This window comes from Streptomyces sp. NPDC102406 (assembly GCF_044765725.1).
In the GTDB taxonomy this organism is placed as follows: domain Bacteria; phylum Actinomycetota; class Actinomycetes; order Streptomycetales; family Streptomycetaceae; genus Streptomyces.
Genome location: NZ_JBIWKP010000007.1, coordinates 45,802 through 60,529, shown reverse-complemented (window position 1 = coordinate 60,529; position 14,728 = coordinate 45,802). Strand labels below are relative to the sequence as shown.

The following is a 14,728-nucleotide window of genomic DNA, read 5'->3' as shown; positions in this document are numbered from 1 at the left end:
GCCGCCGCGCGGGAACCGATTTCCGGCTCCGCCCACCGCCCGGCTAACCTCCTGGACACAACCCTTTCGTCGCAGGAGTCGAGAAATCATGGCCAAGGCCCAGGTCCAGCGCATGTCCCGCTTGATGGTGAAGACCCTGCGCGACGACCCGGCGGACGCCGAGGTGCTCAGCCACAAGCTGCTGGTCCGCGCCGGTTTCGTGCGCCGCACCGCCGCGGGCGTCTGGTCCTGGCTGCCGCTCGGCCGCAGGGTCTACGCCAACGTCGAGCGCGTCGTCCGCGAGGAGATGGACGCCATCGGCGCCCAGGAGGTCCTGCTCCCCGCGCTCCTGCCCAAGGAGCCCTACGAGGCGACCGGCCGCTGGGAGGAGTACGGCGCCGAGCTGTTCCGCCTCAACGACCGCAAGGGCGGCGACTACCTCCTCGGCCCGACCCACGAGGAGATCTTCACCCAACTGGTCAAGGACCAGTGCACGTCCTACAAGGACCTGCCGGTGATCCTCTACCAGATCCAGACCAAGTACCGCGACGAGGCCCGCCCCCGCGCCGGCATCCTGCGCGGCCGCGAGTTCCAGATGAAGGACTCGTACTCCTTCGACCTGACCGACGAGGGCCTCGCCGAGTCGTACGCCCTGCACCGCGCCGCCTACCAGCGCATCTTCGAGCGCCTCGGCCTCGACTACCGCATCTGCGCCGCCACCGCCGGCGCCATGGGCGGCTCCAAGTCCGAGGAGTTCCTGGCCCCCGCCGCGGCCGGCGAGGACACCTTCGCCGACTGCCCGAACTGCGACTACGCGGCCAACACCGAGGCCATCACGTACGCGCTGAAGCCGGTCGACGCGACCGACGCCCCCGCCCTGGAGGAGATCCCCACCCCCGACACCCCGACGATCGAGACGCTCGCCGCGTACCTCGACGTCCCGGCGTCGGCGACCCTGAAGAACCTCCTGGTCAAGGTCGACGGCGAGATCGTCGCCCTCGGTGTCCCCGGCGACCGCGAGGTCGACATGGACAAGGTCGAGGCCCACTTCGCGCCCGCCCCCGTCGAACTCGTGACCGCCGAGGACTTCGAGGGCCGCGAGGACCTGGTCCGCGGCTACGTCGGCCCGCAGGGCCTGGAGAAGGTCACCTACCTCGCCGACCCGCGCGTCGCCCCCGGCACCGCCTGGATCACCGGCGCCAACAAGGCGGGCGTGCACGCGAAGAACGTCGTCGCGGGCCGCGACTTCGAGGTCTCCGAGTACGTCGACGTCGTCGTCGTGCAGGAGGGCGACCCCTGCCCCAACTGCGGCACCGGCCTCAAGCTGGACCGCGCCATCGAGATCGGCCACATCTTCCAGCTCGGCCGCAAGTACGCCGACGCCTTCCAGCTCGACGTGCTCGGCCAGAACGGCAAGCCGGTCCGCGTCACCATGGGCTCCTACGGCATCGGCGTCTCCCGCGCCGTCGCCGCCCTCGCCGAGCAGCACGCCGACGACAAGGGCCTCGTCTGGCCCGAGGAGATCGCCCCGGCCGACGTGCACGTCGTCGCCGCCGGCAAGGCCCTCCAGACGGAGCTGGCCCTGGAGGTCTCCGACAAGCTGGCCGCCGCCGGCGTCCGCGTCCTGGTCGACGACCGCCCCGGCATCTCCCCGGGCGTGAAGTTCACCGACTCCGAGCTGATCGGTGTGCCGAAGATCCTCGTCGCCGGGCGGCGCAGCGCCGACGGCGTCGTGGAGCTGAAGGACCGCCGCACCGGCGAGCGCGAGGAGCTGACGGTCGAGGAGGCCGTCGCCCGCCTGACCGCCTGAGCACGTCCGGAGAACGCATGAGCCGCGGGCGTCGCCCGCGGCTCGTCGCGTTGTCGTCCAGGTGTCTCAGAGCCAGCCCGCGAACTCCAGCAGGTTCTCGCCGTCCCGCTCCCGGCCCACGCGCATCGCCCGCACCCCGGACTCCACGGCCCGGAACAGCGTCCAGCCCCGCAGCCGCTCCTGGTCCACATCGAGGGACTCGGCGAGGCGCTTGACCCGACGGCGCGTGATGGCCGGCCCGGACGGCGAGCCGATCAGGTCCTCGACCCGGTCGCGCACAAGGCGGGCCAGATCGAAGGCGCACTCACCGACGACCGGGTCGGGGCCGACCGCCAGCCACGGCATCCGTTCGCCCTGGAGCACCTTGCTCTGCCGGAACGTGCCGTGCAGCAGACGCGGTTCGGGCGGCGCGGCCACCAGCTCCGCACGGGCCTCCAGAGCCGCGTCGACCAGCGGCGCCACCTCCGGGAAGGCCGCCACGCTCGCCCGCATCACGGTCGCCTGCCGGCCCGTGCGCTCGGGCACCGTCTCGCAGTTGCGCCCGGCGGGCGGCTCCGTCCACAACCGCCGCAGCGTCCCCGCCGCCTCCAGGAGCGCCTTGGCCTCCGGCAGCGTCCGCACGGAGACCTCCGGGTGCAGCCGCTCCAGGAGCAGCGCCCCGTCGTTGATCCCGGGGTCGAGCAGGCGCACCGCGCCGAACCCGTCCCAGTGCGTCAGCGCCGCCCGCTCCGCCTCGGGACGGAACCGCTCCGGCGCCACCTTCAGCACCGCGGGAGCGCCGTCCGCCGTCCGGACATGGGCGACCAGACTGCTGCGCCCGCCGGGCACATGCACCCGTTCGACGGTCACCCGGCGCCGGGCCGCGGCCTCGTCGAGCAGATCACCGACCCGGGCGAGCCACGCCGACGCCCCGTCGTCGCGCACCTCGCCGAGCGCGTTCACCAGTCGCTGCGGCGGTTCGAGAGCCATGCGCGGGAGATCCCCTTCCAGAACTGCGCGGCCACCGGATCCGGCGACCGCTCACGTACGCGGGGACGCCGGGGACGACGCGGAAGGCACCGCGGCCCGTTCGGCGAGCCCAGGGAAGGCTACGCTCCCGCCGCGCCAGCGCACCGCACGGACCGCCGCCTCGCGCAGCGCGTCCGCCGCGCCCCGGCGCCGCTCACCGCTCGCCGCCCGCACCAGGTCCGCGTACACCCCGGCGACCTTGTCCTCGATGTCCGCCGCGAGCCGGGCCGCCGCCGCCGAGTCCGGCACCGGGAACGGCAGCGCGTACGCCCCCGCCGACTCCTCGGGGTCGCCGCCCAGGTCACGCACGGTGCGCCGCAGCTCGTCCCGGCGGGCGCGATGCGCGTCGTACGCGGCCCGCGCCTCCGCGCGGCGCCCCTCGCGGATCCGCCCGCCGACCACCCCGTACCCGTACACCGCCGCGTGCTCGGCGCGCAGTGCCGCCTGAACCGCCGCGAGCAGGTCGCTCTCGCTCATCCCGTCAGCCCTCCGTCAGCAGGTACGCGTGCCCGGCCCCGGCCGCCGCGACCGAGGCGAGCAGCCGCGCGTGTTCGGCGGGGGTGGCCGGATCGGCGAGGGTCGTCATGCGGCGGTCCGACAGCGCCCGCTCGGCCGCCGCCAGCGCCTTCAGCACGTCCTTCTCGGCGACCGGCGGCGTCGAAGTCGAGGGGGCGAGCGCGGACGGCGCGCCGGCCCCGCCGAACGCCTCCACGTGCCGCTGGATCTCCGCGCGCAGCGGGTCGAGCCGGGCCGCGAGCGAGGGGTGCGCGGCGAGCGCCTCGTCGTAACCGCCCAGGAGGTCCGCGCTCTCCCGGGCCGCCCGCGCCCTGAGCCGCTTCTCCCGCGTCGCGGCGGGCGCGCCCCGGCCGCCCCCGGCACTCTCGTCACCGCCCGCCGAACACCCGGTCAGCAGCGCGGCCCCGGCCAGCGAGGCGAGCAGACTCCTACGGCGTGGCCCGGAGCGGGCCTGGGGGGTGAGCGGCACGGGTGGTCGTCCTCGACAGACTCGGGAAGGGGTTTCGGCAAAGGCTTCGGCGCGACCGGGACGGAGCGGCCGGTGATCACCGTACAGTCGCCCCCCGCCCGGTGGACCGCAACACCCCCCTGGACCGGATACCCTTTGACCTGACACGCATGGAATGCCACACCACAACAGCACACGCGGCCGAGGAGTCACCCGGATGAGCACGACCCAGAACGAGAGGCTGCGGGAACTACTGGAACCGCTCGTCAGCTCGCAGGGGCTCGACCTCGAAGAGATCGAGATCGCCTCGGTAGGACGGAAGCGGGTGCTGCGTGTGGTCGTGGACTCCGACGAGGGAGCCGACCTCGACCGGATCGCCGATGTGAGCCGCGCGCTCTCGGCGAAGCTCGACGAGAGCGACGCCATGGGCGACGGCGAGTACGAGCTGGAGGTCGGGACGCCGGGCGCCGAGCGCGCCCTCACCGAGCACCGCCACTACGTCCGCGCCACGGACCGCCTCGTCAGGTTCCAGCTCACCGACGAGTCCGAGCTGGTCGCGCGCATTCTCAAGGTCGACGACGACGGCCTCGACCTCGAAGTACCGGGCGTGAAGGGCCGCAAGGCCACCGCCCGACGACTCGCCTTCTCCGACGTCGCCAAGGCGCGCGTGCAGGTCGAGTTCAACCGCAAGAACAAGAACGACGCATCAGAAGCAGAGGAGGCGTAGCCGTGGACATCGACATGAGTGCCCTGCGGGGTCTGGTCCGGGAGAAGGAGATCTCCTTCGATCTGCTGGTCGAGGCGATCGAGTCGGCCCTCCTCATCGCCTACCACCGCACCGAGGGGAGCTTCCGCCGCGCACGCGTGAAGCTGGACCGCGAGAGCGGCCACGTGACCGTGTGGGCGACGGAGGACCCGGCCGATCTTGAAGAGGGCCAGGAGGCCAAGGAGTTCGACGACACCCCGTCGGACTTCGGCCGCATCGCCGCCACCACCGCCAAGCAGGTCATCCTCCAGCGGCTGCGCGACGCCCAGGACGACGCGACGCTCGGCGAGTACGCCGGCCGTGAGGGCGACATCGTCATGGGCATGGTCCAGCAGGGCCGCGACCCGAAGAACGTGCTGGTCGACATCGGCAAGCTCGAGGCGATCCTGCCCGTGCAGGAGCAGGTGCCGGGCGAGGAGTACCAGCACGGCATGCGGCTGCGCTCGTACGTCGTCCGCGTCGCGAAGGGGGTGCGCGGCCCGTCCGTGACCCTGTCGCGCACGCACCCGAGCCTGGTGAAGAAGCTGTTCGCCCTGGAGGTGCCGGAGATCGCCGACGGCTCCGTGGAGATCACGGCCATCGCGCGCGAGGCCGGGCACCGCACGAAGATCGCCGTGCGCTCGACGCGCAGCGGGCTCAACCCCAAGGGCGCCTGCATCGGCCCCATGGGCGGTCGCGTGCGCAACGTGATGGCCGAGCTGAACGGTGAGAAGATCGACATCGTCGACTGGTCGGACGACCCGGCGGAGATGGTCGCCAACGCCCTCTCGCCCGCCCGTGTCTCCAAGGTCGAGATCGTCGACATGGCGGCCCGTTCGGCCCGCGTGACGGTCCCGGACTACCAGCTCTCCCTCGCCATCGGCAAGGAGGGGCAGAACGCCCGGCTCGCGGCCCGCCTCACCGGCTGGCGCATCGACATCCGTCCCGACACCGAGCAGGCCGGGGAATAAATCCCGGGCGCTCCGCGCTTGGATCACGACAGTATGTGACAAGAAACAGCCGTTCGATTTATGCCCCGGAGGGGTGAGGTCGGTACGGGGAGGTAGACTTAAGCGTGTCTGGCCGGACGCATGCCCGCGCATGCCCTGAGCGAACCTGTGTGGGATGCCGGGAGCGAGCGGCCAAGAGCGATCTGCTGCGGATCGTGGTGACCGAGGGCCGATGTGTCCCCGATGATCGCGGTACGCTGCCCGGCCGGGGTGCCTACGTGCACCCCGCCCTGGTCTGTCTCGACCTGGCGCTCCGCCGCCGGGCGTTCCAGCGGGCTTTCAAGGCCCCTGGACCGTTCGACACGGAGGCGTTGCGCCACCGGGTCGAGCAGGCGACACCGTAAGAAGCGCCGCACGGAACCCCTGTGCGGCCCTGGTACCCCGCGAGTTGGAAGTAGGTCGAGATTGCGATGAGCACTCGATGAGCACGCGATGAGTACGCCCATGAAGTAGCGACGGTCCGGCGTAACCCGGACCTAAAAGGAGCGAAGTGGCTAAGGTCCGGGTATACGAACTCGCCAAGGAGTTCGGCGTAGAGAGCAAGGTCGTCATGGCCAAGCTCCAAGAACTCGGTGAATTCGTACGTTCTGCGTCCTCGACGATCGAGGCGCCGGTTGTACGCAAATTGACTGACGCCCTCCAGCAGGGCAACGGCGGCAAGCCCGCCGCCAAGAAGGCCGCGCCCGCGAAGCCCGCGGCGCCGCGTCCCACCCCTTCCCCCGCGCAGGCCGCGAAGCCTGCCGCGCCTCGTCCGCCGGCCCCGAAGCCGGCCGCCGAGCAGGCGCCCGCCGCCCCGGCTCCGGCCGCGGCGACGCCGGGCCCGCGTCCCGCGCCCGCCAAGCCGGCTCCCAAGCCCGCTTCGCCGGCTCCGGCCGCACCCGAGTTCACGGCGCCCCCCGCCGCCCCGGCCGCCTCGTCGGCCCCGGCGCCGAGCGGCCCGCGTCCGGGCGCCCGCCCCGGTGCCCCCAAGCCCGGTGGCCGTCCGGCCCCCGGCCAGGGCGGTCAGCAGGGCCGTGACAACCGCGGCGACCGCGGTGACCGTCAGGGCGCTCCGCGCCAGGGCGGCCAGGGCCAGGGCGCTCCCCGGCCGGGCGGTGCCCGTCCCGCGGGTCCGCGTCCCGGCAACAACCCCTTCACCTCTGGTGGCTCCACCGGCATGGCGCGCCCGCAGGCGCCCCGTCCGGGCGGCGCCCCGCGTCCGGGTGGCCAGGGTGCCCCCGGCGGCCCGCGCCCGCAGGGTGCCGGCCAGGGTGGTCCCCGTCCGCAGGGTCAGGGCGGCGCCCGTCCGACCCCGGGCGGCATGCCTCGTCCGCAGGGCGGCGCGGCCGGTCCGCGTCCCGGCGGCGGCCCCGCCGGTAACCGTCCGAACCCGGGCATGATGCCGCAGCGTCCCGCCGCGGGCCCGCGTCCCGGTGGTGGCCCCGGCGGTGGCCGTGGTCCCGGCGGCGCCGGTCGTCCCGGTGGCGGTGGCGGCGGCGGTCGTCCCGGCTTCGCCGGTCGTCCCGGCGGTCCCGGTGGTGGTGGCGGCGGTTTCGCCGGTCGTCCCGGTGGCGGCGGCGGTGGCGGCGGCTTCGCCGGTCGCCCCGGTGGCGGCGGCGGTTTCGCCGGTCGTCCCGGTGGCGGTCGTCCCGGTGGTCCCGGTGGCCGCGGTGGCACGCAGGGTGCGTTCGGCCGTCCCGGCGGGCCCGCCCGTCGTGGCCGCAAGTCGAAGCGTCAGAGGCGCCAGGAGTACGAGGCCATGCAGGCCCCGTCGGTCGGCGGCGTCATGCTGCCTCGCGGCAACGGACAGACCGTCCGCCTGTCGCGCGGTGCCTCGCTCACCGACTTCGCGGAGAAGATCAACGCCAACCCGGCGTCGCTCGTCGCCGTGATGATGAACCTCGGCGAGATGGTCACTGCCACGCAGTCCGTCTCCGACGAGACCCTCCAGTTGCTCGCGGGCGAGATGAACTACGTCCTCGAGGTCGTCAGCCCGGAGGAGGAGGACCGCGAGCTGCTCGAGTCCTTCGACATCGAGTTCGGCGAGGACGAGGGCGGCGAAGAGGCCCTGGTCTCCCGTCCGCCGGTCGTGACCGTCATGGGCCACGTCGACCACGGTAAGACCCGCCTGCTCGACACCATCCGCAAGACGAACGTCATCGCGGGCGAGGCCGGCGGCATCACCCAGCACATCGGCGCGTACCAGATCGCGACCGAGGTGAACGACGAAGAGCGCAAGATCACCTTCATCGACACCCCGGGTCACGAGGCGTTCACCGCCATGCGTGCGCGTGGTGCGAAGTCGACCGACATCGCGATCCTCGTGGTCGCGGCCAACGACGGCGTCATGCCCCAGACGATCGAGGCGCTCAACCACGCCAAGGCCGCCGAGGTGCCGATCGTCGTCGCGGTCAACAAGATCGACGTCGAGGGCGCCGACCCGACCAAGGTGCGCGGTCAGCTCACCGAATACGGTCTGGTGGCCGAGGAGTACGGCGGCGACACCATGTTCGTCGACATCTCGGCGAAGCAGGGTCTCAACATCGACTCCCTGCTCGAGGCCGTGGTCCTGACCGCGGACGCCTCGCTCGACCTGCGGGCCAACCCGGAGCAGGACGCGCAGGGTATTGCGATCGAGTCGCACCTCGACCGTGGTCGCGGTGCCGTGGCGACCGTCCTCGTCCAGCGAGGCACGCTGCGGGTCGGCGACACGATGGTGGTCGGCGACGCGTACGGCCGTGTCCGCGCGATGCTCGACGACAAGGGCGAGAACGTGGAGGAGGCGGGTCCCTCGACCCCCGTCCTCGTGCTCGGTCTCACCAACGTCCCGGGCGCCGGCGACAACTTCCTGGTGGTGGACGAGGACCGTACGGCCCGTCAGATCGCCGAGAAGCGTGCCGCCCGCGAGCGCAACGCCAACTTCGCGCGCCGCGGCATCCGGTTCTCCCTGGAGAACCTGGACGAGGCCCTCAAGGCCGGTCTGGTGCAGGAGCTCAACCTCATCATCAAGGGCGACGCGTCCGGTTCGGTGGAGGCTCTCGAGTCCTCGCTGCTCCAGCTCGACGTCGGCGACGAGGTCGACATCCGCGTCCTGCACCGCGGTGTGGGTGCGGTCACCGAGTCCGACATCAACCTGGCGACCGGCTCCGACGCCATCGTCATCGGCTTCAACGTCCGGGCAGCCGGCCGTGCGCAGCAGATGGCGGAGCGCGAGGGTGTCGACGTCCGGTACTACTCGGTGATCTACCAGGCCATCGAGGAGATCGAGGCGGCCCTCAAGGGCATGCTCAAGCCGGAGTACGAAGAGGTCGAGCTCGGCACGGCGGAGATCCGCGAGGTCTTCAAGTCGTCCAAGCTGGGCAACATCGCCGGTGTGCTCGTCCGGTCCGGCGAGGTCAAGCGCAACACCAAGGCGCGCCTGCTGCGCGATGGCAAGGTCATCGCGGAGAGCCTCAACATCTCCGGTCTGCGTCGCTTCAAGGACGACGTCACCGAGATCCGCGAAGGGTTCGAGGGCGGTATCAACCTCGGCAACTTCAACGACATCAAGGTCGACGACGTCATCGCGACGTACGAGATGCGCGAGAAGCCGCGCGCCTGATCCTCACGGATCCACGCGGCAGCAGGTTCGGGGCCGGTCGGCGGAGCTTATTTCCGTCGATCGGCCCCGGCCGTTGCGTGTACGGTTCCTGTATCGGCGTACCGGAAGTGCGCCCATACGACCCCGAACCGGCGGGACATCCGGACACATACATGTATGTAGGGACTCTGTCCTTCGATCTGCTCCTCGGCGACGTCCACTCGCTGAAGGAGAAACGCTCCCTGGTCCGCCCGATCGTGGCCGAACTCGTCCGCAAGTACGCGGTGAGCGCGGCGGAGACGGGCAACCAGGACCTCCACCGCAGGGCCGAGATCGGGCTCGCGGTGGTCTCCGGGGACACGGGACACCTCACCGACGTACTGGACCGCTGCGAGCGTCTGGTCGCCGGGCGGCCCGAGGTGGAACTGCTCTCGGTTCGACGCAGGCTCCACAGCGACGAAGACTGAAGCAACAAGAGCGAGACAGTTACTAAGGAGACGGACCAGTGGCCGACAACGCGCGCGCCAAGAGGCTGGCGGACCTCATCCGAGAGGTGGTGGCCCAGAAGCTCCAGCGTGGGATCAAGGACCCGCGGCTCGGCACCCACGTCACCATCACGGACACCCGGGTCACGGGTGACCTGCGGGAGGCGACCGTCTTCTACACGGTGTACGGGGACGACGAGGAGCGGGCCGAGGCCGCGGCCGGTCTGGAGAGCGCCAAGGGCGTTCTGCGGTCCGCGGTCGGAGCGGCGGCCGGTGTGAAGTTCACGCCCAGCCTGACCTTCGTCGCGGACGCCCTGCCGGACAACGCCAAGACGATCGAGGACCTCCTCGACAAGGCGCGGCAGTCCGACGAGAAGGTGCGCGAGACGTCCGCGGGCGCCACGTTCGCCGGCGGCGCCGACCCGTACCGGAAGCCGGAAGACGCCGACGCAGCCGACGACGATGACGAGACGGACGACGCCTGAGCATGTCCGACCGCACCCCACCGCCCGACGGGCTTGTCATCGTCGACAAGCCGTCGGGCTTCACTTCGCACGACGTCGTGGCCAAGATGCGCGGGATCGCGAAGACCCGCCGCGTCGGCCACGCGGGCACCCTCGACCCGATGGCTACGGGTGTGCTCGTGCTCGGCGTCGAGCGTGCCACCAAGCTCCTCGGCCACCTCGCGCTGACCGAGAAGGAGTACCTGGGCACCATCCGCCTGGGACAGAACACCCTGACGGACGACGCGGAGGGCGAGATCACCTCGTCGGCCGACGCGTCCGGGGTCAGGCGCGAGGCCGTCGACGCGGGCATCGCCAAGCTGACCGGCGCCATCATGCAGGTGCCGTCGAAGGTCAGCGCCATCAAGATCAACGGCGTACGCAGCTACAAGCGGGCCAGGGACGGCGAGGACTTCGAGATCCCGGCGCGGCCGGTCACCGTCTCCTCCTTCACCGTGTACGACGTCAGGGACGGCGTCGCCGAGGACGGTACGCCGGTGCTCGACCTCGTCGTCTCCGTGGTGTGCTCGTCCGGCACCTACATCCGCGCGCTCGCCCGCGACCTGGGCGCGGACCTCGGCGTCGGCGGGCATCTGACCGCGCTGCGCCGCACGCGCGTGGGCCCCTACAAGCTCGACGCGGCGCGCACCCTCGACCAGCACCAGCAGGAGCTGTCCGTCCTGCCGGTGGCCGACGCCGCCGCTGCCGCGTTCCCCCGGTGGGACGTGGACGAGCGCCGGGCGAAGTTGCTCCTGAACGGTGTGCGGCTCGAGATGCCCGGCGAGTACGCCGGCCGGGGCCCGATCGGCGTGTTCGATCCCGCCGGTCAGTTCCTGGCGCTCGTCGAGGAGTCGAAGGGCAAGGCCAAGAGCCTCGCCGTGTTCGGCTGAGAGCACCGGACTTTTCGGTGGAGCGGCGGTTGTCCGGTCTCTGGGTGGCCGCCGCTCCACGTTCCCCCCTGTTCCCCCTTGTTCCCCCTCCAAGGGTCTCTCCGGCACACCCGATCGGTTCACCCCTTCGAGCAGGCGCTCGGAGTGATACGGGGGAGTGGAAGGGGGCGCGTTCGCTCCGGGGTCTGTCCCGCTGATCATCCCGCGCCTACGGTCGGACATACGGGGCGTAACGGAGAGCGGCAGGAGGGGCGCGGCATGGGGGATCCGCCTCTGGTACGGATCTGCGATCTGGCCGGGCGGCCACGCGGGACGGGGTTCGTCGCGGACGAGCGCGGCACCGTGCTGACCAGCCACGAGGTGGTGGACGGGCTGGAGGGCCTGGTGGTGCACGCGCCGGACGGGACGAGCGACCGGGTGGGGCCCGGATCGGTCGTCGAACTGCCCGGGGTCGACCTCGCCCTGGTGCGCACGCGGGGGCTCGGCGTGCCGCCGCTGCCCGTCGCGGGCGGCCCGGCCGGGCGCACCGGGGCGTATCTGCGGATCGCCGCCTGCGGTTGGCGCGAGGCCCGGGTGCTCGACCGCGCCGACGTCACCTACACCGCCGCGGGCCGCTCCCATCTGGTGCGCGACGCCATCGAGTTGGCGGTCGGGACGGCCGGCGCCGACGCGCTGCGACTCGGCGGCGGGGCCGCCGGTGGGCCCGTCCTCGACGCCCGCACCGGCGCCGTCGTCGCGGTCCTCGCAACCGCCCTGCGGGCCGGACGCCAGGCCGCCGGATTCGCGGTGCCGCTGCGCGCGGCAGCCGCCGCCGAACCCCGGCTGGCCGCGCTCCTCGCCCGCAACGACGCAGCCGTGCCCGTCTACGGCTCCGGGCTGAACCTGGCCGGGGTGCTCCATCTGACCGCCGTCTCCGTGGGCAGCGACGGCCCCGGCCCCGCACCCGTCGCGCCGGTCGAACGCCCGGACTTGCAAGGGGAGTTGACGGCTTTCGAGGCGGGCGGAGCGAGCGTGCTCGCCCTCGTCGGGGCGCCCGGCAGCGGTCGTACGACAGAACTCGCCGCCCTCGCCGCGCGACGGGCAGGACGAGAGGGCGCCGCGCCGACCCTGTGGCTGCGCGGCGCCGATCTGCGGGCCGACGACACCTCGGTCGCCGACGCCGTACGACGTGCGCTGGCGCGGGCCGGACGCATCGTCGCCGCCTCCCGGTCCGTCGAGCCCGGCGCGCTCGGGGACCTCTCGCCGGAGAGCGTCGCCGGTATCGCCCGCGCCGCGGGCCGGCCGCTGGTGCTGCTGCTCGACGGGCCCGAGGAGATGCCGCCCGTGCTCGCGCACCGGCTCGCCGGGTGGACCCGGGAGACCGAGCGATGGCTGACGGCCGCCGGGGTGCGGCTCGTCCTGGCGTGCCGCCCGGAGTACTGGGAGCAGGCCGGGCCCCTGTTCACCGGCGAAGCGCTGCACGGGCGGGCCGGGCGGCTGCCCGCGTGCGTACGCGTCGGGGAGCTGACCGCCGCGCAGGCCCGCCGGGCACGCCAGCGGTACGGGATCCCCGAGGGCGTGCTCGCACCGGCGGACGCGGGGCATCCGCTCGTGTTGCGGCTGCTCGGCGAGGTGCGGGCGGCGCTGCCCGACAGGACGCTCGGCCGCCCCGACCGCGAGGAGGTGTTCGCGGCCCACCTCGATCTGCTGTGCCTGCGGGTGGCCGTGCGGCTCGCGGCGGCCGACGGCGTGCGGGGCAGAGGGGTGCGGCGGCTCGCCGCGCGGGTCTCCGGGCGGCTGCACGAGGCGGCCCGGCGCAGCCTGGGACCCGGGCAGGGCGAACTGGACCGCGAGACGTTCGAGGAACTGTTCCCCTGGGGCGCGCGCGGCAGGGCGGGCGGCTGGGCGTCGGCCGTACTCGCGGAGGGCGCGCTGGTGCCCGCGGGCAGCGGATACCGGTTCGCGCACGAGGAGGTCGCCGACTGGATCCAGGGCATGCACCTGGACCTGGACGGGGCCCTCGACGCGCTCGTGCTGCGGCGGCGCAGCGGGGGATCGGTGCCGGTGCCGCGCCACCGGGCCGGGCCCGTGGTGCGCGCGCTGCTGCTGGTCGAGCGGCAGGGTGGAACGGATCAACTGGGTGCCCGGTTGCGAGAGTTGGCGCAGTGGTGCGGACCGCACGGGACAGCGGAGGAGGCGGGCTGGTGGGCCGGGCACCTCGCCAGCGAGGTGCTGCTGCGCGTCCGTGACGCCCGCCCCTACCGGCTCGTCCTCGAAGGGCTCGCCGACCGCGGGGCCTTCGGACCCTGGTTCTGGACCGCGCTGCCCGTGGACGAGGACCTGCGCTTCGAACTGCTGCGGCGGCTCGTCGTGCACGACGCGCGCGAGCCGGGCGGCCGGTATCTCGACGCCGTCGCCGCCTGTCTGGCAGCCGATCCGACGCGGGCGCAGCGGCGGCTCATCCGCTGGTTCGACGACGAGCGACCGCTGCCCGCGCTGCCCGACGCCACCGTGGCGACCGCCGCCCAGGCCCTGCTCCACACCCACCGGCACCGGGCCGTCGACGACCTCCTCGACGCGCTCGCCGACCGCGCCCACCCGCGCGCCGGCGAACTGCTCACCGCCCTCACCGACGAGGAGCCGTCCGCGCTGTGCCGGGCCGTCGCCCGGTGGGCCGAGGACGAGCGGCCCGCCCGGCACACGGCAGCCGCGACGCACGGGCCGCGGGTGGCCGCCCGCGTGACGGCCGACGCCGACCGGGAACCGCTGCGCCGCGCCGCGCGCGCCCTGCTGGACCGCCCCCTCGACCAGGCCCTGCACAGCGCCGCGCTCGCCGTGCTCGTACAGGATCCGCGGTCGCGGCCCGGATATCTGGAGCGGGCCCTGCGCCGGTTCGCCGAAGGGGATCCGCGGCTTCCCGCGTCGGCGCTGGCCCCGGCCCTCACCACGCACCCGGAGCAGGTCTTCGAGGCGTTCAGGACCCGGCTCACGGCGCCGGGGCCCGGCACGGCCGAGCTACCGCTGACCCTGGCCGACCTCACGACGCCCGCTCTCGCACGGCGCGCGGCCACCCTCATGGCGGAGCTGGCCCGGGTCGCGCCCCACACCGCGGCCGGGCACGTGGCGGCCTTCGTCGACCGGCGCCTGGAGCACGGCTCCGCCGCCCGCGGCGCCCTGTTCCCCCTCGTCGCGGAACTGCTGCGGACCGGACCCACCCCGGTCCGCGCCGCACTCGCGCCGGTCCTCGCCGCGCCCGGCACGGCCACCTCGCGCGGGACGCGGGCCGAACTGCTCGACGTCCTGCTCGGACGGGAACGCGACCTGGACGTCCTGGCCGCCGTGGTGCGCGCCGCCGCGCGCGGCGCGGTGCGGCTCGGACAGCCCCGGACGCGCGAACTGGTGCACCGCACGGGGACCCTCCTCGTCCGCACCCCGGAGGGCGCCGCCCGCTTCGACCGGACCCTGGTGGAACTCGCGCGGAGCGTCCCCGGGTTCGCCGCGCCGCTGGCGCACTGGCTCGCGGCCGCGCCCCGGGAGTGGGCGGCCCTGGTGGGGCCGAGCGCCCGGCGCGCCGTCGAGAGCGTGGCCGGGGTGCGGGTACCCGCCTGAGAGACCGCCCGGGAAGCGTCGGCGTACCCGCCCGATGACGGACGCGGGCGGTCGGCATGGCACTCTTAGACCTGCGTAATCGGTGGCGGACATCGGCAGGAGACGCGAGAGCCGTCGAGACCGTCGGGAGCGTCGGGCCACCGGGAGCGCAGAGACCGCAGAGACGGATTCGTCGTACACAGGTTTG

General features: G+C 73.3%; 12 protein-coding genes. 9 read left to right on the top strand and 3 right to left on the bottom strand.

Annotation, left to right across the window (positions count from 1 at the left end; all coding sequences use genetic code 11):
- The first annotated feature begins 88 nt into the window (after window positions 1-88).
- Window positions 89-1,789 (top strand): proline--tRNA ligase, encoded by a 1,701-nt coding sequence (locus ACIRF8_RS26170; RefSeq protein ID WP_404218322.1) that lies wholly within the window; start codon window positions 89-91, stop codon window positions 1,787-1,789.
- A gap of 66 nt (window positions 1,790-1,855) precedes the next feature.
- Here ACIRF8_RS26170 and ACIRF8_RS26165 read toward each other — a convergent pair whose 3' ends face one another.
- Genes ACIRF8_RS26165 through ACIRF8_RS26155 form a run of 3 tightly spaced genes read right to left on the bottom strand, consistent with a single transcriptional unit; the run spans window position 1,856 to window position 3,782 of the window.
- Entirely contained in the window at window positions 1,856-2,758 is a 903-nt protein-coding gene (locus ACIRF8_RS26165) for an aminoglycoside phosphotransferase family protein (protein WP_404218320.1), read from the bottom strand.
- A 51-nt stretch (window positions 2,759-2,809) separates the two neighbouring features.
- Window positions 2,810-3,274 carry a ferritin-like domain-containing protein gene (locus tag ACIRF8_RS26160; protein ID WP_404218318.1) on the bottom strand — a complete coding sequence of 155 codons (465 nt, stop codon included), beginning with the start codon at window positions 3,272-3,274 and terminating at the stop codon, window positions 2,810-2,812.
- A gap of 4 nt (window positions 3,275-3,278) precedes the next feature.
- The gene (locus ACIRF8_RS26155; RefSeq protein ID WP_404218316.1) at window positions 3,279-3,782 is read right to left on the bottom strand and encodes a hypothetical protein; all 504 of its coding nucleotides are present in this window, start codon (window positions 3,780-3,782) and stop codon (window positions 3,279-3,281) included.
- Window positions 3,783-3,978: 196 nt separating this feature from the next.
- Between ACIRF8_RS26155 and rimP the strand changes: the two genes are divergently transcribed.
- The 8 genes from rimP to ACIRF8_RS26115 all read left to right on the top strand — a co-directional run bounded on the left by rimP (window position 3,979) and on the right by ACIRF8_RS26115 (window position 14,541).
- Window positions 3,979-4,488, top strand: coding sequence for a ribosome maturation factor RimP (gene rimP / locus ACIRF8_RS26150; protein ID WP_404218314.1), 510 nt, complete (start codon window positions 3,979-3,981; stop codon window positions 4,486-4,488).
- A gap of 2 nt (window positions 4,489-4,490) precedes the next feature.
- Window positions 4,491-5,477: a transcription termination factor NusA gene (gene nusA / locus ACIRF8_RS26145; RefSeq protein WP_404218311.1), complete on the top strand. Its 987-nt coding sequence runs from the start codon at window positions 4,491-4,493 to the stop codon at window positions 5,475-5,477.
- Between the two features lie 104 nt (window positions 5,478-5,581).
- Window positions 5,582-5,860: a YlxR family protein gene (locus ACIRF8_RS26140; protein ID WP_404218309.1), complete on the top strand. Its 279-nt coding sequence runs from the start codon at window positions 5,582-5,584 to the stop codon at window positions 5,858-5,860.
- A 146-nt stretch (window positions 5,861-6,006) separates the two neighbouring features.
- Window positions 6,007-9,096, top strand: coding sequence for a translation initiation factor IF-2 (infB, locus tag ACIRF8_RS26135; protein ID WP_404218307.1), 3,090 nt, complete (start codon window positions 6,007-6,009; stop codon window positions 9,094-9,096).
- 152 nt (window positions 9,097-9,248) lie between these two features.
- Window positions 9,249-9,542, top strand: a complete 294-nt coding sequence (locus ACIRF8_RS26130) for a DUF503 domain-containing protein (protein ID WP_404218305.1) — start codon at window positions 9,249-9,251, stop codon at window positions 9,540-9,542.
- 38 nt (window positions 9,543-9,580) lie between these two features.
- A complete protein-coding gene (rbfA, locus tag ACIRF8_RS26125; RefSeq protein WP_404218303.1) occupies window positions 9,581-10,045 on the top strand; it encodes a 30S ribosome-binding factor RbfA in 465 nt (154 codons plus the stop codon).
- A gap of 2 nt (window positions 10,046-10,047) precedes the next feature.
- Window positions 10,048-10,953, top strand: a complete 906-nt coding sequence (truB, locus tag ACIRF8_RS26120) for a tRNA pseudouridine(55) synthase TruB (protein WP_404218301.1) — start codon at window positions 10,048-10,050, stop codon at window positions 10,951-10,953.
- 258 nt (window positions 10,954-11,211) lie between these two features.
- Entirely contained in the window at window positions 11,212-14,541 is a 3,330-nt protein-coding gene (locus tag ACIRF8_RS26115; protein WP_404218299.1) for a trypsin-like peptidase domain-containing protein, read from the top strand.
- Window positions 14,542-14,728 lie beyond the last annotated feature (187 nt).